Source organism: Croceibacterium ferulae, assembly GCF_003660445.1.
GTDB classification, from domain to species: Bacteria; Pseudomonadota; Alphaproteobacteria; order Sphingomonadales; family Sphingomonadaceae; genus Croceibacterium; species Croceibacterium ferulae.
The window spans coordinates 80537-100434 of the sequence record NZ_QZVQ01000001.1; the positions used below are offsets into that span (position 1 = coordinate 80537).

The window sequence follows — 19898 nt, forward strand, 5'->3', positions numbered from 1 at the left end:
AACGTCCAAGGTCCTGCGCGACAAAGAGCAGCAGATGATCCGAACCATAATTCGCTATTGAAATAGGCGTCCATCTGAGGTTTCCTCCGCCTACGGTAGCGCTACCGCTAGCACGATCCGCAACTGATCGGCCGGGCTGTCGTACATGGGAGGGGACATATGGCTCTATCGGAGCTCAGCGTAGCATTCTTCTTGCAGGTATTCGTCATCGTGGCGGCTTGTCGGGCGATGGGCTGGATCATGAAGCGGTTCTTCGATCAGCCGCAAGTCATCGGCGAGATGATCGCCGGCGTCATTCTCGGGCCATCGTTGTTCGGGCTCCTTGCGCCCGACGTCCAGGCTATGATTTTCCCGGCCGATGCGAAGCCGATCCTGTATGTCTGCGCGCAGCTTGGCGTTGGGCTCTACATGTTCCTGGTGGGCCTGGGCTTTCGCACCGACCACTTCCGGCTGAACGCCCGGAGCGCGATTGCAGTCTCCCTCTCCGGCATGGCCGCGCCCTTCCTGGTGGCGCTCGCGCTTACACCATGGCTGCTGAGCCTCGGTCTGTTCGGCGAGGGGATCACCAACGTTCAGGCCATGCTGTTCATGGGAGCCTGCATCTCGATCACGGCCTTTCCGGTGCTGGCGCGCATCATCCAGGAGCGCGGCCTTACCAAGACACCGCTGGGATCACTGGCCCTGTCGGCCGGTGCGATCGATGATGCCGGCGCCTGGACAGTGCTGGCGATCGTGCTGGCGAGCTTCGGCGGCGGTCCGGAGGTTGCGATCAAGGCCATTGTCGGCGGCGGCTTGTTCGCCGGAATCATGATCTTGTTCGGTCCCCGGCTGCTGGCACCGCTAGCCACCTGGGCAGATCGGGAGGGCAAGGTCACACCGCAGATCCTGGCGGTCGTTATCATGCTGTTCGGGCTGAGCGCCTGGGTGATGGATGCTGCCGGTCTGCATTCGGTGTTCGGCGGCTTTCTGCTGGGTGTGGCGATGCCGCGCGGGCTGTTGACGCGCGAGATCAGGAAGCAGGTCGAACCGTTCACCACCGCGCTGCTGGTGCCGATGTTCTTCACCTTCTCGGGCCTGAATACGCAGCTGACCATGGTCAACAGCCTGTCGCTGGCCGGCATCGCCATCGTGATCCTGATCGGCTCGGTCGCCGCCAAGGGGCTAGCCTGCTGGGCGGCGGCCCGCGCCACGGGGCAGGACAATGCAACCTCCATGGCCGTCGGTACGCTGATGAACGCACGGGGGCTGATGGAGCTCATCATCATCAATATCGGATTGCAGAAGGGCATCATCGGGCCGGCACTGTTCTCCATGCTGGTAGTCATGGCGATCGTGACGACATTGATGGCCTCGCCTTTGTTCGAGCGTGTCTATGGCCGGAAGGCCCGAGCAGCCGGCGAACTGGGGCAGCTCAACGAGGTGGATGATGACGAGGACGCTGTCCCCGGCATCGCGCATCGCCACGCCTGAACCCGACCATACGAGGTACGATAGATGAGAACGGCGTTGGTCGGCACCCTCGCGCTGATTGCCGCGGGGGAGTGCCAGGCACAGACCATAGTCCTCGATCCGGCGGTGGAGCTGCGCGCCCGTTACGAGCATGTCGAGCAGGACGGGTCGCCTCGCAAGGCCGATGCCCTGACCGTGCGGGTTCGCCCAAGCCTGACAGCGCGGATTGCGGGATGGTCGGCGCTGGTGGAGGCGGAGGCCGTGGTGGCGCCGATCGACCGCTACAATGACGGGCTGAACGGGCGCGCAAGCTACCCGATCGTGGCCGATCCCGAGAACATCGAGCTTAACCGGGCGCAGATCCGCTATGCGCGATCAGCTATTGCGGCCACGGCCGGGCGCCAGCGTATCGCACTGGCGGATGAAAGGTTTGTCGGTACCGCGCCCTGGCGCCAGAGCGAGCAGACCTTCGATGCCGTGCGGGTGAACCCCGGCCAGCCAATGGGGCTGTCGGTCGATGCGACGTACAGCTGGAACGTGCGGACGGTGAACGGGCGCGACGGGTTCGGTGCGCGGCCGACCGCGATCGGTGGGGACAATCTGTTCGCGCTGGCGAACTACGGCACGAAGGTCGGCACGCTGACCGGCTTCGCCTATCTCGTCGATCAGGACGAAGCGGCGGTGCAGAACCAGCGGCTGTCCAGCCAGACCTATGGCGTGCGGTTCGCCGGCAGCGCTCCGGTCGGGGCGATCAAGCTGGGCTATGTCGCCAGCTGGGCCAGACAGCGCGACTACCGTCGTAATCCCAATCGCTACGGTGCGGATTACTGGCTGGGCGAACTGAGCGCGTCGGCCAGCGGCTTCTCGGCGCTGGGAGGGTACGAGATACTGGGCGCTGATAGCGGGGTGGCGCTCACCAGCGTGCAGGCGCCGCTCTCCTCCGCGTTCAAGTTCAACGGCTGGACCGGCAAGTTCGTCACCACGCCCGCCGATGGCTTGCGTGATGGCTACGCTACCCTTGGCTATGCGGTGCCACAGTTCGGCCAACTCGGCAGCCTTGCCCTGAACGCCACCTGGCATGACTTCACCAGCGACCGGGCGCATCGCCATTACGGATCGGAAATCGACATGCTGGCCACGCTCAAGCATGGACCCAAGCTGTTCTCTATCCGCTACGCCCATTATGAGGCGGACAACTTTGCGACTGATACGGACAAGTTCTGGGTCCAGTTCGATCTCTCGATCTAGCAAGCCCGTACAAGGGTACGACGCCCATGGTGTTCAAGGTGCCTGCGCGCTGCCGATGATGGCAACCTCAGCTTGCCTCGATCATTGAACGGGCACCCACCAGAACGGAGACGTCCCATGAAAACTCGCAAGCTCGGCCAGCAGGGCCTGGAAGTCTCGACATTGGGGCTTGGCTGCATGGGCATGTCCGACTTCTATGCGGGCCGCGACGAGGCGGAGTCGGTCGCCACGATCAACCTCGCGGTCGATCGCGGGGTGACCTTCCTCGATACGGCCGACATGTATGGTGTCGGCGCCAATGAGGAGCTGGTCGGGCGCGTCGTGCGCGACCGGCGGGAATGGGTGGTTGTCGCGACCAAGTTCGGCATTGTCCGCGGCCCCAACGGAGATGCGCGCGGCATCAGCGGCAGGCCGGACTATGTTCGCCAGGCCTGCGAGGCCAGCTTGCGGCGCACCGGCCTCGATGTGATCGACCTCTACTACCAGCACCGGGTCGATCCCGACGTCCCGATCGAGGAGACCGTCGGCGCGATGGCCGAGCTCGTGACCGCCGGCAAGGTCAAGTATCTCGGCCTGTCGGAGGCGGCGCCGGATACCATCCGCCGGGCGCATGCCGTCCACCCGATCACCGCGCTGCAGACCGAATATTCGCTGTGGACCCGCGATCCCGAGGACACGATCCTGCCCACGGTGCGCGAGCTTGGCATCGGCTTCGTGCCGTACAGCCCGCTCGGGCGCGGGTTCCTGACCGGGCAGATCAAAACGCCCGACGATCTCGCCGCAGACGATACACGGCGCAACCATCCCCGCTTCCAGGGCGAAGCGTTCGGGCGCAACCTCGATCTCGTGCGCGAGATTGGAACCATGGCGGCCGACAAGGGCTGCACGCCGGCGCAACTCGCCCTTGCCTGGGTGCTGGCGCAGGGCGATGACGTCGTGCCGATCCCCGGAACCAAGCGACGCCGCTATCTGGAAGACAACCTCGGCGCGTTGGATGTAGAGCTGAGCGCAACCGATCTGGCGCGGATCGACGAAGTGCTGCCTCCCGGCGCGGCAAGCGGCACACGCTATCCCGCTCCTTCCATGGAGAGCGTCAACCGATGAGTACGCCCTCTTTCGCGGCGATCGCGCCCGGCAATCTCGCCGTCATTACCGGCGGTGCCAGCGGTATCGGACGGGCGGCGGCACGGGCACTCGCTGGGCGTGGCATGCGGATCGCTCTGCTCGATCGGCCAGGTGACGCGCTCGAGGCGGCAGCCGCCGCGATTGATGGTGCAACTGCCTACGCTGTGGACGTTGCGAATGCGGCCGCAATGCACGAACTGGCCGGGCAGATCGGCGGGGCTTCGGTGCTGATGAACAACGCCGGCATCGGCCAGGGTGGCGACGTGTTCGCAGGGCTGGAGGCATGGCAGCGCGTCATCGGCGTCAACCTCATGGGCGTGCTGCACGGGATAGAAGGCTTCGCAACGGCTATGGTCGAGGGCGATGCGCCGGGCCTGGTGATCAACACTGGATCCAAGCAAGGCATCACCCAGCCACCGGGCAACACCGCATACAATGTCAGCAAGGCAGGCGTGAAGGCGCTGACCGAGGGCCTGGCCCACAGCCTGCGCGAACGTACCGGAGGGCGCGTCACCGCGCACCTGCTGATCCCGGCTTCACCTACACCGGCATGACCTCCCCGCGACCAGAAAAGCCGGCGGGCGCCTGGACGCCGGAACAGGTCGTCGACCTCATGCTGGAGCGTGTCGTGCGCGGCGATTTCTACATCCTGTGCCCCGATAACGAGACGACACCGGAGCAGGATGCACGACGCATCGCCTGGGCAGCAGCCGACATCATCGAGAACCGCCCCGCCCTGTCGCGCTGGCACCCCGGCCACGCGGCCGAGTTCGCCCGCTACATGGAGGAAGGGGCATGAGGATCGGGTTCATCGGTCTGGGCCAGATGGGCAGCGCCATGGCGGCAAATCTGGTAAAGGCGGGCCATCAGGTGACCGTCTGGAACCGTTCACCGGAAAAGGCCGATGCGCTGGTCGCTGCAGGTGCGGCCCGGGCGGAGTGGCCGGTCGACGCCGCCCAGGGCGATCTCGTCATGACCATGCTCGCCGATGACCGCGCGGTGGAAGGCGTGGTGTTCGGCGATGGCGGCATCGCCGGCGCCCCTGCACTGCACGTCGGACACAGCACGATCAGCGTTGCCCTGGCCGACCGGCTGGCGGCGGAGAGCGGCACCGGCGGCTACCTGTCGGCACCCGTATTCGGCCGTCCACTAGCGGCGGCGGCTGGCAAGCTGTTCGTTGTCGCGGCGGGCGCGGGGGCAGCGCTGGATCGCTGCGAACCGGTGTTCGCCGCCATCGGCCAACGCACATTCCGGATCGGCGACAAGCCATCCGCCGCGAACCTGGTCAAGCTGAGCGGCAATTTCATGATCATGGCTGCGGTAGAAGCGATGGCGGAGGCGATGACGCTGGCCGAGAAAGGCGGAGTCGATCGCAGCATTCTGCTGGAGGTGCTTACGGGGACGCTGTTCGGCGCGCCGGTCTACCAGACCTACGGCGAGATCCTGGTCGAGGATCGCTTCCGGCCCGCCGGATTTGCGGCGCCGCTGGGATTGAAGGACATGACGCTCGTCGACGCCGCTGCCACCGCGTTCGAAGTGCCGATGCCACTGCTCGGGATCGTTCGCGACCATCTTCGCAGCGTCATCGCCACGGAAGGCCCGGACGTTGACTGGGCCGGTATCGCGCTCGCGATCAGAAGCAGCGCCAACATCTGACGGACGCGCTGTAATCACCAGGACAGCACGCGGACCGCGTTGAACGTTCCGGATGATCGTCCCCGATCATGGCAGTCGACCGGCGGCAGCGGCACGCGCTAGAGGGGACCCGATCTCCCACGGATCAGCAGGCACGCGATCCCGACGAAACCCAGCGCTCCAGCGCCGGCGAGGATCCCTGTTGCACTAACGCCCGTGCGCGCCGAGGCACGGGCGAGGCCTACCTCCACACTTCCTAGCGCGTTGACCACAGCGGGGACCACCTTCGTGTCCAGGAACAGCTTCGGTGGCGACGGGCCGCTCTGCTGCTTCAGCATGTAATCCCGGTCAACAACCATCGAAAGCTCCCGCAACTCAGCAAACCGAACAATTCGCTGGATTGCCTCTCCCGTGCAACCTTGTGTTCTCGGGGGTGTTTCTCCTCGCGAGATCACGTGGAGTTAGGCCGTTGAAAAAGCCCGAGTACAAGCCCTATCGCCTGCCGGCCGGCGGCTGGGGTTCCGCCCGCTCGGTCGGCAACATCCTGCGCCGTGAGGGCGTGCTGGCCAGCGCGCCGGTGGCGCTCACCCGCCACAACAAGGTTGACGGTTATCAGTGCAACAGCTGTGCGTGGGTCAAACCGGCAAGTCCCCTGCCGCTCGAATATTGCGAGAACGGGGTCAAGGCGGTCGCCTGGGAGCTCACCGCGCATCGCTGCACCCCGGAATTCTTCGCCCAGCATACCGTTACCGAACTGCGCGAGCACGACGACTACAATCTGGAGCAGCCCGGGCGCCTCACCCATCCGCTCCGCTACGATGCGGCCACAGACAAATACGTGCCGGTTTCCTGGGGCCATGCGATGGACGAGATCGCCCGCGAGTTGCGCGCGGTAAAGAACAAGCAGAAGGGCACCGTCTTCTACAGCTCGGGCCGGCTCTCGAACGAGGCCAGCTACCTGTATCAGCTGCTTGCCCGCGCCTACGGCAACAACAACCTGCCCGACAGCTCCAACATGTGCCACGAGACGACCTCGGTGGCGCTGCCGCAGAGCATCGGACAGGCGGTCGGATCGGTCGATCTGGGGGACTTTGCCAAAACCGACTGCATCATGTTCTTCGGCCAGAATCCCGGCAGCAACTCGCCGCGCATGCTGCACCCGCTCCAGGAAGCGAGCCGCCGCGGCGTGCCGATCATCACTTACAATCCCTTGCGCGAACGTGGGCTGGAGCGCTTCCTCAACCCGCAATCGCCGACCGAGATGCTGACGGGCAAGGCCACGCGGATCAGCTCGCAATATCACCAGGTCAAGGCCGGCGGCGATCTCGCCGCGCTGACCGGCATCTGCAAGGCGGTGCTGGCAATGCACGACGAGGCTCTCGCCACAGGTGGCGAACCCGTGCTGGACGAGGCGTTCATCGCCGAGCACACGCACGGCTTCGACCAGTTCGCCAACTGGGCGCGCGCGCAGGACTGGGACGAGCTGGAGCGCCGCTCGGGTCTTCACCGCGCTGACATGGAGGCGACCGCGCTGGTCTATGGCCGCGCGAAGTCCGCCATCGCCATCTATGGCATGGGCCTGACCCAGCACCAGGCGGGCGTGGAAACGATCCGGCTGCTGGTGAACCTTCTGTTGATGCGCGGAAATATCGGGCGCGAGGGCGCCGGCATTTGCCCCGTGCGCGGCCATTCCAACGTCCAGGGACAGCGGACGATGGGGGTGACCGAGAAGCCGGAGCTGTTTCCCCTGGACCGGCTGGGAGAGCAGTTCGGCTTCGAACCGCCCCGCGAGCCCGGCTACAACACCGTGGAAACCTGCGAGGCCGTGCTCAAGGGCGAGGTCGAGGCGTTCATCATGCTGGGCGGCAACTTCGTTCGGGCGATCCCGGACCACGGCCAGATGGAGCCGGCCTGGCGCACGCTGCGGCTGACCGTGAACGTCATTACCAAGCTCAACCGCAGTGCGCTGCTGCCGGGCGAGATCAGCTACATCCTGCCGGTGATCGGGCGGCTGGAGATCGACGAGACGGCGGCTGGCCAGCAGGTGCTGTCGATGGAGGACACTTCGGGCTGCATCCATGGCAATCGCGGTCTGCGCACGCCGGCCTCGCCGCACCTGATCAGCGAAATGCGACTGATCTGCGAATTGGCCAAGCGCGTGCTCGACCCCAACCCGAAGATGCGCTGGGACGACTACATGAACGATTATGCGGAGATCCGGCGCGAGATCGGCGAAACGCTGCCGGATACGTTCTGGGACTATGAGCGTCGCATGTGGGAACCCGGCGGCTTCCAGCGACCATTGCCCGCGAAGAAGCGCGACTGGCACACGGATACCGGCCGCGCCAACTTCGTGACGCCAACCGCGCTGGAAGAGGATCTGGACATGCCTGCCGTCGGGCATGACGTGCTGCGGCTGATGACGCTGCGCAGCAACGACCAGTTCAATACTACGGTGTACGGGTATGATGATCGTTTTCGAGGCATCAACAACGCCCGGCAGGTGGTCCTGATGAACCGGTCGGACATCGACCGGCGCGGGCTGAAGGTTGGTCAGGCGGTCACCTTGAGAACGGTGGCGGATGACGGTGTCGACCGTCACCTGTCAAATATGCTGGTGGTTGCCTACGACATTCCGATCGGCTGCATCGGCGGTTATTACCCTGAGTGTAACGTGCTGATGCCGGTGTGGCATTATGCTGCCGGCAGCAAGACCCCGGCAGCCAAATCCATTCCGGTCACCGTCCATGCGGATGGCCCGGACATCCTCGAACCGCAGCTGGAACTCGGTACGGTATAGCGGATATCGGCAATCGGGATGATCTGGCAGTCCTTGACGGGATCACCAGACTACTCGCCCTCCGACCGTGAACCAAGCAGACCGAAGCAGGTCAGCTCGGCGTCGGCTGCCCCGGCCAAGTCACGACGGCGTTCTCGCGCTTCTCCGGCCGCAGGTAGATCGAGGAGAGCTGCGGGAACTCGCCACGCAGTTCATCCTCTATCTGTTCGATCAACGCCTCGCCTTCGCCCATGGTCAGGCGATCGGCGAAATCGGCGCTGATGGCCACGAAAACCGCATTGGGCGCGGTGTGGATCGTGCGCACATGGTTGACGCTCGACACCTCGGGCCGGGCGGCGACCATCGACCTGACGCGGTTGGTCACCTGCAGATCCGCGCTCTCGCCGATCAGAAGGCCCTTCGCCTCGCGCGCCAGCAGGATTGCTACGCCGGCAAGTATGCTGCCAATGACGATGGAGGCCAATCCGTCGATGCGCGGGTCGCCAAGGGCATGGCTTGCCCAGATGCCGATCCCGGCCACGACCAACCCGGCAAGCGCGGCGGAGTCCTCGAACAGGACGACGAAGCTGGCCGGGTCCTTTGATGCCTTTATGGCCTGCCACCAGCCGGCCCTGCCCCTGTTCGCGGCGAATTCCCGCACCGCGATGCCGAAGGAGGTACCTTCCATCAGGAAGGCGATCCCCAGCACCACATAGTTCACGGTGGGATCGCTCAGTGGCTCTGGCGCGGCGATGTGCTGCCAGCCTTCGTAGATCGAGATGCCGGAGCCGAGCGCGAAGATCAGGATAGCGACGACGAAGGCCCAGAAATACAGCTCCCGTCCATAGCCAAACGGATGCTGCGCGTCGGGTGGCTGGCGGGCGCGGCGCTGGCCGTAGAGCAGCAGGATCTGGTTGGCGCTGTCCACCAGCGAGTGGAACCCCTCCGACAGCATGGAGGAGGATCCGGTCAGCCCGGCCGCCACGAACTTGGCAACAGCGATGCCGATATTGGCAAACAGCGCTCCGAACAGAACGATGTTGGCCCGGATCGCACTGCCGATGGATTTCGTCATGATCTTGCGTGATCTCCGTTCGCCGGGGCACGCTGGCCGTGCAAGCCGCGGGGAACTGCGCGGAGCAGGCTTCCCACCACCTTCAGGGTCAGGGCAGCCCTGCCGGCAACCTGTTTACGGTCAGCGGATGCTGCGCACCCGCATGCCGCGCCGGTGAGGTCGTGTGCGGTTCCATTGATCGTCAGCTGCATGAACGCCTCCCATGATGTTGCCGCTAACGCGTTCACGCCCCCGATTGCTCCGAAGCTAAACTAGATGTTGCACTCCAGGTCCGGTGACTGATCGGCACACCGCAAGGGGACCTCTATGCTGGTCGGTGCTGAAGGACAGGTGCCGCCACGAACCAGTCGAGCATCGCCGCGAGATGCTCGACGCGTCACCCGTTCAACGCTGTCGCAGGTAGCGCTCGAGATCATCGCTGCCGCCGACACGCTTGCCACTGATGAAGATCTGCGGGGTGGTTTCAACACCCTGCTCTTCCTCAAACGCGTCCACCTCCTCGCGAGAGCGCAGGATCATGTCGTCGACCTGGAAGCCACCCTCCTCCAGCATCTGCTTGGCGCGGATGCCAAATGGACAGGTATGATCGGGCAGTACCATACGATAGAGAGTTGCAAGATTGTCGTCGGACATCGGCCTTCTCCTCGGACATGAGTGCCCACGTCGCTACAGCGAGCGAGCTCTTGAGGCGTTCCTGATGCAGGTCACAGCCGCCGGGCGTGGACGGATGCAGCGCAACCCATACAATCGCGTCGGCAACGCCGCCCGGGTCATGGAACCACCATCGCATCCGGAGGAGCTCACCACCCGCTTGTGTCGGTGCCGGCACAGCAATCCCTATAGCGGCCGCAGGATCTCGTCGAGGCGCCGCAGCGTTCCCTCGACTGGTTCGAGGTGCGGGTACCGGTGCCCCCCTGCATAAGCCAGTTGTACCTCCCGCTGCCGCTTGCCCGCCTTCACCAGCAAGTTGAGCGGCTGCCCTTCCGACGTGCGGCCAACCGCCCGCTTGATCTCGCCAGAGTTGTAGGTGCTCCCGTTCACGCCCAGGATCCGGGCGCCGGCAATCAGGGCCGCGTCGAAGGCCGGGCTTCCCCACAGCACCTCGTTGATCGTGCCGTCCGAGGACAGGGACAGCCCGATCGAGAACAGCAGATTGGTGCTGCCGTAGACAGCCTCCATACCGCCTTCATATGCACTCGGGCTGTCCTGATAGACGAGCCGGTACCCTCCACGCTCGATGCCGGCAAGCGGGGCCACGCCGGTCGTGCGATGGAGCTTGTCGTCGAAGAACGCAGCCCAGTCGAAGGGCGCCAGGCTGTTCAGCGTGCCGACCACATCCTCGAAGGTGTAGGTGCTGGTGATCTGGTCACCATCATCCTGCCCGAAGAAGACACGGGCGAAGTCGTCCAGCGATCGCTCCTCGCCAGTGGCTTCGCGGATGCGGGTATCGACATCCAGCCAGATCAGCGCGCCTTCGACATAATAATCCTCGCTTCGCTGCCAGCTGGGCCACGGCAGCGCGGTGCGTGCCGCGATGATCGGGTCGCGCGTGGTATCGCTGACCGGCCGCCAGCGGCTTCCTTCCCGCACATCCTGGGTCGCTGCCATATGGGCGAGCGCCTGCAGGGCATGGTCGCTCTGCCACAGTCCCGATCGGGCGGAGAGCACCCGGTCCCAGTACTGGGTCTGCCCTTCATAGACCCACATCAGGCTGTTGCGGATCGGCTGGTCGAAGGACGGGGTCCAGGAGTCCGCGCCCCGCCGGTACTTGCCGTTCCAGCTGTGGATGTACTCATGCGGGATCGTGTCCCGGCGCACGAAGCTCGCATCCCAGCCGGTGAAATAATCGGGCACACTCACCGCCTCGCATGACCGGTGATGCTCGACGCCCTTGCCGGCGATCTGATCGCTTAACGCCAGCAGCACGTCGAAATGGTCGAAATGCCTCGCGCCGAACAGCCGATCCGCCTGCCGGACGAGTTCGCGATGCGGCGCGATCTGCTCCTCCGTCGCTGCGAGTTGCTCGGGTTCGTCCGCGACGATGTTCAGTCGCACTGTGCCGCCCTCGTCCAGGTCGATCCGGCGGAAATGCCTGCCCGCAAAAACCGGTGAGTCGACCAGGATGTCCAGCGGCACGGTCTCGAACTCCCAGGTGCCGCCAGTCCGGTTCGCCAGCTCCAAGGCGCAGCCCGCCTGCCATCCGTCCGGCAGCTGCAAGGTCGGCCTCACCTGGATGCGGCGCGCGAAGTGCCCGGCAGGGTACAGCACGACCATGTTCCATTCCAGGTTCAGCAGGTCAGGTGCGACGACGACGCGCCCTTGCGATGTGCTGGTCGGCGAAAGGAACTGGAAGCGGGCCTCGATCTCGGCGCAACCGTCCGGCACATCGACGAACAGGGCATAGACTTCGGTTGGGTGCCGCCGCCACGCAAGATCCTGGCCCGCCGCGGTGAAGCTGAACCCGGCAACCAGCTCGATCTGCGCCTGCGGGGCATGATAGCCGGGCAACCATTGCGGGTAGAGCAGGCACAATGGCCCTCCCCGCTCCACCGGGATCGTCTCGCACGCGTTGAAGATGCGGCGTTCGGTGTCCGTCGCGTCGACCGTCAGCGTGATCACACCAGGATAGTCGGTGTCCTGCGGCGCGATGACGGGATCAGGCTGCGGCAGCGGTTGAGGCAAGCGGCACATTGTTCAGCTCCGGCCATGCGCTTCAGGGGATGGGGAATGGCCGGATACAGGCATGGCGGATCGCGGCATCTAGATCACTGCCTCGATCAGCCCGAGCTCGGCAGCTTCGTTGGCTTCCACGTACCAGTTGGAGGTCGCGCGGCGAAGCACGTCCTCCAGCGAGACCTGCGACCCGAGCACAAGGGAGGCAAACCCTTCGTTCTGGATGGCGATGGACGCCTCCAGCTCGTTCAGCTTGGCCTGGACCGAGGCGATGCAGGTGGTGAGCGGGCCATCCAGCTGGAGCGAGGACGACATCAGCCGCTCATGGACCATCAGCCGGGTTCCGCGGGTGAGATAGCGGTTGCTTCGGGCGAAGAAGCTCATGAAGGTCGTCCCGGCCGAGTAGATCGCTGCTTTTCCTAGAAAAACTATTCGTCGGTTGGGGTAGAGATCGCTGTTGAAGCGCACATCCTCCCCCATCAGGCGGGCGATTTCCGGATCGCCGCCCAATGTCGACAGCTCGACGACACACAGGCCGGTGTCTGGGGAGTAACTCAACTGGTCGCGAAAGTTCGAATACATCACTTGATCGACAGGGCCGGTCAAAGTGATCGCCGGCTCCTTGAAGTCGTGCGGTTCTAGCACGGTTTCGGTCATGAGAGTTCTCGGTGTAATACTGCGCCAAAGGAAACGTCCTAACCCACCCCCCACAAGGTGGTTTCTAAATGATCAAATGTCATGTGGTCGGTTGGACAGAACATGTATTTATAACATCTATCAGCATGTCGGCCAAGATCATCACTTAATACGGGGCGTAGGAACATGCAGGCACCTGCCGCATTGAAGAAGGTGGCAGCGGCATCTGTCCGCGGCCGCTTTCGCAAGCATAGTCCGCGGAGACCCGTAACTTGATCAAGGTCGTGAACGACACCGCCACCAAGCCTTTCGCTTCTGGTCCGGAAGGGCACCCGTCACGTGTCCTGCTGTTGCGGAACGAAGGTTCCAGGTCCTTGCAGATCATCGGCGACCTTGCGGCAGGCGATGCCAAGGTCATGCCCGGATGTGCCTTCGAGATCGATCTTGCTACGTTCGGCGGGGCTGTCCGGGTGACGGTCTGTGATGGTGGCATCCAGGTGGATTGTGCGGGCGAGGCTGCGGGCACGCCCGGCGTCCCGTTCTGGACCGAGCCGCACCTCGAACAACCGGGCGTGACCGGGCCGGCCGGCCGATGACGCGCTACGGCTATCATTGCTCGCATGAACAGTTCGGCCCGCGCGAATTGCTGGACCGGGTCGTGCAGGCCGAGCAGGCCGGCTTCACCTGCGCGACAGCCTCGGACCACTTTCATCCATGGGGCGAGCAGCAGGGGCAGTCGGGCTTCGTCTGGTCGTGGCTGGGCGCGGCGATGGAGCGCACGCATATCCCCTTCTGCACCGTTTCGGCACCCGGCTATCGCTACCATCCCGCCATCCTGGCACAGGCTGGCGCCACGCTGGCGACCATGTACCCGGACCGGCTGTCGATGGCCGTCGGCACGGGGCAGCGGCTGAACGAAGCCATTACCGGGCAACCCTGGCCACAGAAGCAGGAGCGTCAGGCCCTGCTGCAGGAATGCGTCGCCATCATGCGGGCGCTGTGGGCTGGCGAGACGGTGACCCATCTGGGGCGGGTCACCGTTCAGGAAGCGAAGCTCTATACCAGACCCGGGCGGCCACCCTTGGCAATCGGCGCGGCGACCACGCCCGGGACTGCGCGCTGGCTGGGGAGCTGGGCAGACGGCATGATCACCGTGGCCGGCGGGCCACCTGCCCAGCTGCGCGCGATCATCGCGGCATTCCGCGAAGGCGGTGGCGACGGCAAGCCGGTGCTGGCGCAGGCGAAGCTGGCATGGGGCCCCTCGGAGCCGGAGATGCGCGAGGACGCGTTCCGGCAATGGGGCACCAACTTGGTGCAGGGGCAGGTCGTGTGGGAAATCCCCACGCCTGCGCAATTCGACGAAGTGGCGCGGCTGCTCGGGCCCGAGGACCTCGACCGCTCGGTACGGGTGTCCACCGACCTGCAGCGCCACGCCGCCTGGCTGAACGAATATGCCGAGGCCGGACTGGACGCGCTGATCCTGCACAATGTCGGCAGCAACCAGGCCGCCTTCATCGACGCATTCGGCAGCCACGTCCTCCCTCAGCTGCGGACCGGCTGAGCTTCCGCCTTCGGCCGACCCGCCACCAGCCGCACGACCGCCAGATCCGCCGTGACATCGCCGATCGTGCGGAAGATGTCCGGAATGGTCTCCACCGCCAGCAGCAGCGGCAGCAGCTGGATCGGCACGCCCATCGCGAGGCAGACCGGTCCGATGATCGCGAAGAACGAGACCTGCGCGGGCAGGCCGACGGCCGCGATGCTGACGGCCGCGGCCACGAACGCGCCGGCGATCAGGTCGGCAGCGGTCAGTGACATGCCATGCAGCTGCGCCAGGTAGACCGCCACCGTGACATTGGCGGCGGCGCTGGCAGCGCGGAAGATCGCAACGGCCAGCGGCAGCACCACGCCGGCGACCTGGCGGTCCACCTGCAACGGGCCGGCCGCCTCGATCATGGCAGGAAGCGAGGCGAGCGATGACTGGGTACTGGCCGCCACCACCTGCGCCGGAAGCGCGGCGCGGGCGAAAGCCAGCGGCGACATCCGCCCGGCCAGGGCCGCGATCACACAGGCAAGCAGGGCCGTGATGATGCAGGCGCTCGCCACGAACGCCACGTAGTGCAGCAGCGTGCCTGCCGCGCCCATGCCGGTCCGTGATCCGACCGCATACGCCAGGGCGAACACGCCAAGCGGCGCCACCAGCAGCACCCAGTGCACGATTTTGAGCATCGCCTGGACGATCGCCCGGAAAAAGGTCTGGATGCTGGCCCGCAGCTCCGGCTCGATCCGGCTTGCGGCCAGTCCGAACAGCAGCGCGAACAGGACCAGCGGCACCATCGCGGTGTCGGCGGCGGCCTTCAGCGGGTTGGCGGGAATGATGTTCTCCAGCCAGTCTGCGGCGGATGCGATGACCGGGCTCTCCCCGCCTGCAAGCTGCAACGAAACCGCGCCTGCAGGTACCGGCCAGACCTCCAGCGCCAGCGGCGTCAGCAGGGCGCTGAACAGGCAGACCGCCGGCAGCAGGACCACGAACAACGTCAGCGCCCGTGGTGCCGCTCGTCCGCCGGCCGCGCTGTCCGCCGCCGATATCACGCCCGTCACCAGCAACGAAAACACCAGCGGCACGACCGTCATCGTCAGGGCATCAAGCCACAGCTTGCCCACCGGGCTGGCGACAAGCAGGATCGACGCATCCGCGGCGCTGCCTGCAAGAAGCGCTCCGGCAACCAGGCCGAGGATCAGCGCGAAAAGGGATGCGGGCGGACAGACCGGTCAAAGGCGCCTGGTCCCGGGGCTCACCGTTCGTCGATCCTTGTCACGCACGCACCGACCGCCGCGATCCGTTCGACATCGGCATAAGCGGGCTTGTCGAGTTCATCGCCGAAGATGTCGGGGTCCAGTTCATGGTACCACAAGGAGCAGCCGAGCCCCGGCAGCGCCTGCTCCAGATGCGGGCGCAGCACATCCTGGCCGTCCACGATCGACACGCCGGTATGCAGGATCAGCCGGCCGCCGGGCGCCAGCTTCCTGGCGCCGGCCACCACCCAGTCAAGCGACAGCCGGGCGCCGTAGAGGTCGCCGCCATCGCGATAGGCCCGGCTTTCGGTATCGATCATGAAGGGTGGATGCGTCACGATCAGGTCGAAGGTGTCCGGCAGATCGGCGGGGGTGGTCGCCTGTATGGTCTGGGCCTGCAAGCCGGCATGTTCCGCATTGATGGACGCCAGGAACAACGCCTTGGGATTGATGTCCGCAAGGGTCAGCTGGGCCTGCGGCTGCGATGTTGCAGCCGTGATGCCGCCGACCCCGGTGCCTGCCGCATAATCGAGGATGCGGGCGCCCGGCGCCAGAGCGGGCGAGCGGGCCACGATCAGGTCGGCAAAGCGGTGGCTGTCCGGACCGAAGAACACCGCGTCCTGCTCCACCGTCGGGTATGCCGAATGCAGAAACAAGGTGCCCCTGGCAGAGGACACCCGCACGCTGCTCGACAACAGGCCGTCGCTCCGCTGCTCGATCACCCCGGCTGCATCCATCAGGTGGAGGATTTCGGCGGCAACGATGTTCGTGGTGAACGGCAGGCTCCAGCCAAGTACGTCGCGCAGCGACCTTGCCAGATGCCGATCGGGGCGGGAGATCACGCGGGCATGCGTGCTCGGCGTCGCGGTGACAAATTCGTATCCTGTTGCGTCGAGTTCCCGAAGCAGCGCCAGCAGTGCCTGTCGGCGATCGCCGCCCTCCTGAAACGCCAGCTCCTTCGTGGTCACAGGACGAGGGGACAATGCATTCCTCCCTTTAAGCCAGATCTTTCTGGCGAACGGTGGCTGATTGCACCCGTTCCTAAGTTGATATTTATCGAACATAGTTAATCTATGATAACAGTCATTCTGCAAATCATGGTCCAGCGGGCGGCTTCATGATGTCATTTGTTATTAGCCGATGTGCCAACCGATTGAGATGACCTGTGCGCCTCGCAAAGCGCTCACCTTTTCTATTGGGTTACTCCATGTTCTTCGGAACTCGAACCCGATGGGCAGGTTCGCATCGAAGCAAGGGAGTCTTTGCATCTGAACAGAGGAGAATGAACATGGCAGTAAAGGGTGCAGGCGGTAACCCGGGCGCAGTCACCACCAAAGGCGGCGATGGCGCAGTCGGCAGCACCGGAACCGGTCGCGGCGGCGGCAATAACGGCCGGGGCAAGCCCTCATCTTCCAAGAAGAAATCTCCAGACAAGGAAGATGGTTCGGCAGATGCTGGAACGGAGGACTGAAACCTATGTAATACGGCGCCGCCGACGACTTGACCCATAGCAGCGCGGGCCCGCCAGCTTTTCGCGTCAGTTGGGGCGAAGGCCGCTTGGGCGACATGTCCGGTTGTGTTGCCGCATCGGCTCTCCAGGTCAAATGCGGCAACTCGGCAGCGGGCTTTGATCACATGCAGATCAAAGCTGTCTTGCACGGCCATTCAGCGCAGTGCGGGCCACTCATGCGCGATCGTCGAGGTCGGACAAACGGGCAGCAGATGCGATGCGGCGGCCACTTAGGCCCGGCACAATCACCCGGGCGCCCCCTGACGAACAGTTCGCCCCATAGCAGACACTAGCGCGCTTTCTCTGCGCATTCGTGACTAAGGGGAAAGTTCGTCTTCAGATCCTATGCGACCGTGCAAGCTTACAAGTGCTGGCAGCCCTCCGTTCCGATGATCTATCAAGGCCCACTCGGGATGACCTTCGGCGGTCATGAAGGAAGAAAGATAAAGATCATCGGTAAGCGTTAGCATAAGTTCCGGTAGCCGCCCAAATAAAGTCACATCCAGCACTACCTTACCGATCAGTTTCGCTAGCCAAGGTCTCCAGACCTTTTCCTCGCTGCTACTCCCGCAAGCGATGTAGTCTGCTTCTTCAATCCGCCAGCTCCACTCGATCATCAACGAGAGTTCCCCGTCGGGATTGCCGGTTGTTCCATCCTCTCGGAGCTTCGGCGTCAGCTTGCCAAACTCAAGAAAGATTGCAGATCCATGTCCACGCCAAGCGTGCGAAACCGAGATACCCTGAAGGGCTTGCTTGTACTTGTCTAGCAGGTGCGCTTCATCATCCACGTCACTGTCTTAGCTTACTTGCGCTTCGTCGCAATGTCCGCTCTCCACCCTTCACGGCCACCGGGATCGCTGACCCTCACCCTGTCGCAAGACGATCTCCGCCAGGCCGCATTTGGCGCCCTTGCGCAAGTGCTCGCACAACCAGCGCCGGACGAACGACAAGCGTGAACGCGACCCATCCGCCCTTCCCGACTTCCCGCTCGGCCCGGGCCTGTCCTACACCGCTGCCCTGTGCCATGAAGCCGGGATGATCTCGCCTTCCCGCCTCCCTGCCGCCCCTCTGCACCGCCGCACAGGTGCCCTCTTCCCGGCCCCGTCCACCCGCCGCGTGAACAGTGTCAGTTGTGTCAACTTCGCCCCGGTACGATATCCAGCCGGCGACCGGAATCCGGCCAGCAGGACGGGGGCAACGCCACAGCTTCTCCTCCGTGTTCAAGCAACTCCCTGCACAGTGTCACCTGTGTCACCCCCCAATGCCGGCGGGGTCGTCCGATGACCGGCCTCACCCATCTGGACGAGACCGGCGCCGCGCGGATGGTCGATGTCGGCGGCAAGGCGCAGACCGCACGCTCCGCCACCGCCACCGGCCGCATTCGCATGTCGACAGAGGCGCTGGCCGCCATTCGCGACGGTAGCGGGCCGAAGGGGGACGTCCTTGCCGCCGCGCGCATCGCCGGCATCATGGCGGCCAAGCGCACGGGCGAGCTGATCCCGCTATGCCATCCGCTGGCGCTGGATAGTGTCAGCGTGGACTTCGCCTTCGTCGATGACTGCACGCTGGCGGTCACCGCCCGCGCCTCGCTCACCGGCAGGACGGGCGTGGAGATGGAGGCGATGACCGCCGCCTCGATCGCCCTGCTGACGATCTACGACATGGCGAAAGCGATCGACAAGGGCATGGTGATCGACGGGGTCCGCCTGCTGGAGAAGACCGGCGGCAAGAGCGGCCACTGGCGCGCGGCCCCGGACATGCCCGCATGACCCCGCCGATCCCGCTGGAGGAGGCGCAGCACCGGCTGCTTTCCGGCGTCACTCCGCTGAATATGGAAGAGGTCGCCACCGAAGCTGCCGCGGGCCGCCACCTGGCCGCCCCGCTGGTGGCTCGCCGCACCCAGCCCGCCGCCGATCTGTCCGCCATGGATGGCTATGCCATGCGCGGTGACGATCTCGCCGGGCCGTGGTCCGTGATCGGCCGCAGCGCCGCGGGCCGCCCGTTCGGTGGTCCGCTTGCGCCGGGGCAGGCCGTGCGCATCGCCACCGGCGCGCTGCTGCCCGCCGATGCCAGCGCCGTGCTGCTGCAGGAGGAGGCCGCACGTGATGGCGACAGCCTGACCCTGCTGGCCGACGGGGCGTGCAGCCCCCGCCATATCCGCCGCGCCGGGTTCGACTTCGCCGCCGGTACCCCGCTGCTGCCCGCCGGCACCAGGATCGGCGCCGGCCAGATCGCGCTGGCGCTCTCCGCCGGTCACGCCACCCTGCCCGTCGGCCGCCTGCCGCGGCTGGCGGTGCTCGACAGCGGGGACGAACTGGCCCGCGACCCTGCCGCCTGCGCCCCGCACCAGATCCCAGCCAGCAACGGCGCCATGCTCGCCGCCATGGCCGCGCCCCATGCCGGCGCGATCACCCGCATCGGGCCGGTGGCGGATACGCTGGAGGCGCTGGCCGCGGCCCTGGCCGGGGCGGAGGATGCCGACGTGCTGGTCACCAGTGGCGGTGCCTCCGTCGGCGATCACGACCTGATCCGCCCGGCGCTGGAAGCCTGGGGTGCGCAGATCGCCTTCTGGCGCGTGGCGATCCGCCCGGGCAAGCCGCTGCTGGTCGCGCGGCGCGGCCCCCAGTGGATCATCGGCCTGCCGGGCAATCCGGTGTCGAGCTACGTCACCGCCGTGCTGTTCCTGCTGCCGCTGCTGCGTGCGCTGGCCGGGGCAGCCGATCCGCTGCCGCGCAGCCTGCACCTGCCGCTCGCCGCGCCGCTGCCGGCGGCGGGCACCCGGACGGAGTTCGTCCGTGCCCGGCTGACCGACGCTGGCGTGCTGCCCGCGTCCGAACAGGACAGCAGCGCGCTGCTGTCCCTGGCCGGCAGCGACGCGCTGATCCGCCGGCCGGCCGGCAGCGTGGCCGCCCGTGCGGGCGAGATGGTGGCGGTGCACCTGCTCGCTTGACGATGCGGCGCGAGTTGCCTAC

Annotated in this window: 19 protein-coding genes; 12 read left to right on the forward strand and 7 right to left on the reverse strand. The window is 65.4% G+C overall.

Going from position 1 to position 19898, the window contains the following annotated elements:
- Nucleotides 1-228: 228 nt before the first annotated feature.
- From D5S08_RS00330 to D5S08_RS00360, 7 genes are all read left to right on the forward strand, one after another.
- Nucleotides 229-1470: a cation:proton antiporter gene (locus D5S08_RS00330; RefSeq protein WP_421757439.1), complete on the forward strand. Its 1242-nt coding sequence runs from the start codon at nucleotides 229-231 to the stop codon at nucleotides 1468-1470.
- A 24-nt stretch (nucleotides 1471-1494) separates the two neighbouring features.
- Nucleotides 1495-2697 carry an alginate export family protein gene (locus tag D5S08_RS00335; protein ID WP_121114396.1) on the forward strand — a complete coding sequence of 401 codons (1203 nt, stop codon included), beginning with the start codon at nucleotides 1495-1497 and terminating at the stop codon, nucleotides 2695-2697.
- Nucleotides 2698-2814: 117 nt separating this feature from the next.
- Nucleotides 2815-3801: an aldo/keto reductase gene (locus tag D5S08_RS00340; protein WP_121114397.1), complete on the forward strand. Its 987-nt coding sequence runs from the start codon at nucleotides 2815-2817 to the stop codon at nucleotides 3799-3801.
- Entirely contained in the window at nucleotides 3798-4376 is a 579-nt protein-coding gene (locus tag D5S08_RS00345; RefSeq protein ID WP_241557134.1) for an SDR family NAD(P)-dependent oxidoreductase, read from the forward strand. Before D5S08_RS00340 ends, D5S08_RS00345 begins: the two co-directional genes overlap by 4 nt.
- Entirely contained in the window at nucleotides 4373-4621 is a 249-nt protein-coding gene (locus tag D5S08_RS17050; RefSeq protein WP_241557135.1) for a hypothetical protein, read from the forward strand. Before D5S08_RS00345 ends, D5S08_RS17050 begins: the two co-directional genes overlap by 4 nt.
- Nucleotides 4618-5478: an NAD(P)-dependent oxidoreductase gene (locus tag D5S08_RS00350; protein WP_121114399.1), complete on the forward strand. Its 861-nt coding sequence runs from the start codon at nucleotides 4618-4620 to the stop codon at nucleotides 5476-5478. Before D5S08_RS17050 ends, D5S08_RS00350 begins: the two co-directional genes overlap by 4 nt.
- Nucleotides 5479-5926: 448 nt before the next feature.
- On the forward strand, nucleotides 5927-8257 hold the full coding sequence (locus tag D5S08_RS00360) for an FdhF/YdeP family oxidoreductase (RefSeq protein ID WP_121114402.1): 2331 nt from the start codon (nucleotides 5927-5929) through the stop codon (nucleotides 8255-8257).
- Between the two features lie 91 nt (nucleotides 8258-8348).
- On the opposite strand, the gene D5S08_RS00365 is transcribed toward D5S08_RS00360, so the two are convergent.
- The 4 genes from D5S08_RS00365 to D5S08_RS00380 form a co-directional block, all read right to left on the reverse strand.
- Nucleotides 8349-9311 (reverse strand): cation diffusion facilitator family transporter, encoded by a 963-nt coding sequence (locus tag D5S08_RS00365; RefSeq protein WP_121114404.1) that lies wholly within the window; start codon nucleotides 9309-9311, stop codon nucleotides 8349-8351.
- A 384-nt stretch (nucleotides 9312-9695) separates the two neighbouring features.
- Entirely contained in the window at nucleotides 9696-9944 is a 249-nt protein-coding gene (locus tag D5S08_RS00370) for a glutaredoxin domain-containing protein (protein ID WP_121114406.1), read from the reverse strand.
- 204 nt (nucleotides 9945-10148) lie between these two features.
- A complete protein-coding gene (locus D5S08_RS00375) occupies nucleotides 10149-11993 on the reverse strand; it encodes a M61 family metallopeptidase (RefSeq protein WP_162301889.1) in 1845 nt (614 codons plus the stop codon).
- Nucleotides 11994-12071: 78 nt separating this feature from the next.
- The gene (locus D5S08_RS00380) at nucleotides 12072-12641 is read right to left on the reverse strand and encodes a peptidase S14 (RefSeq protein WP_121114410.1); all 570 of its coding nucleotides are present in this window, start codon (nucleotides 12639-12641) and stop codon (nucleotides 12072-12074) included.
- Nucleotides 12642-12904: 263 nt separating this feature from the next.
- Between D5S08_RS00380 and D5S08_RS00385 the strand changes: the two genes are divergently transcribed.
- Both D5S08_RS00385 and D5S08_RS00390 read left to right on the forward strand, forming a co-directional pair.
- The gene (locus D5S08_RS00385) at nucleotides 12905-13216 is read left to right on the forward strand and encodes a hypothetical protein (RefSeq protein WP_126665457.1); all 312 of its coding nucleotides are present in this window, start codon (nucleotides 12905-12907) and stop codon (nucleotides 13214-13216) included.
- Nucleotides 13213-14181, forward strand: coding sequence for a TIGR03885 family FMN-dependent LLM class oxidoreductase (locus tag D5S08_RS00390; protein WP_121114414.1), 969 nt, complete (start codon nucleotides 13213-13215; stop codon nucleotides 14179-14181). The genes D5S08_RS00385 and D5S08_RS00390 overlap by 4 nt, the downstream gene beginning before the upstream one ends.
- On the opposite strand, the gene D5S08_RS00395 is transcribed toward D5S08_RS00390, so the two are convergent.
- Together D5S08_RS00395 and D5S08_RS00400 are read right to left on the reverse strand one after the other, a co-directional pair.
- A complete protein-coding gene (locus tag D5S08_RS00395) occupies nucleotides 14163-15362 on the reverse strand; it encodes a dicarboxylate/amino acid:cation symporter (protein WP_121114416.1) in 1200 nt (399 codons plus the stop codon). The two genes, D5S08_RS00390 and D5S08_RS00395, sit on opposite strands and share 19 nt — an antisense overlap.
- 53 nt (nucleotides 15363-15415) lie before the next feature.
- A complete protein-coding gene (locus tag D5S08_RS00400; protein ID WP_162301890.1) occupies nucleotides 15416-16384 on the reverse strand; it encodes a methyltransferase in 969 nt (322 codons plus the stop codon).
- Nucleotides 16385-16704: 320 nt separating this feature from the next.
- Between D5S08_RS00400 and D5S08_RS16305 the strand changes: the two genes are divergently transcribed.
- Nucleotides 16705-16887 (forward strand): hypothetical protein, encoded by a 183-nt coding sequence (locus D5S08_RS16305; RefSeq protein ID WP_126665458.1) that lies wholly within the window; start codon nucleotides 16705-16707, stop codon nucleotides 16885-16887.
- A 356-nt stretch (nucleotides 16888-17243) separates the two neighbouring features.
- Here D5S08_RS16305 and D5S08_RS16310 read toward each other — a convergent pair whose 3' ends face one another.
- Nucleotides 17244-17714: a hypothetical protein gene (locus tag D5S08_RS16310; RefSeq protein ID WP_126665459.1), complete on the reverse strand. Its 471-nt coding sequence runs from the start codon at nucleotides 17712-17714 to the stop codon at nucleotides 17244-17246.
- A gap of 492 nt (nucleotides 17715-18206) precedes the next feature.
- Between D5S08_RS16310 and moaC the strand changes: the two genes are divergently transcribed.
- Both moaC and D5S08_RS00410 read left to right on the forward strand, forming a co-directional pair.
- On the forward strand, nucleotides 18207-18695 hold the full coding sequence (moaC, locus tag D5S08_RS00405) for a cyclic pyranopterin monophosphate synthase MoaC (RefSeq protein ID WP_121114420.1): 489 nt from the start codon (nucleotides 18207-18209) through the stop codon (nucleotides 18693-18695).
- A complete protein-coding gene (locus tag D5S08_RS00410; protein ID WP_121114422.1) occupies nucleotides 18692-19876 on the forward strand; it encodes a molybdopterin molybdotransferase MoeA in 1185 nt (394 codons plus the stop codon). Before moaC ends, D5S08_RS00410 begins: the two co-directional genes overlap by 4 nt.
- Nucleotides 19877-19898 lie beyond the last annotated feature (22 nt).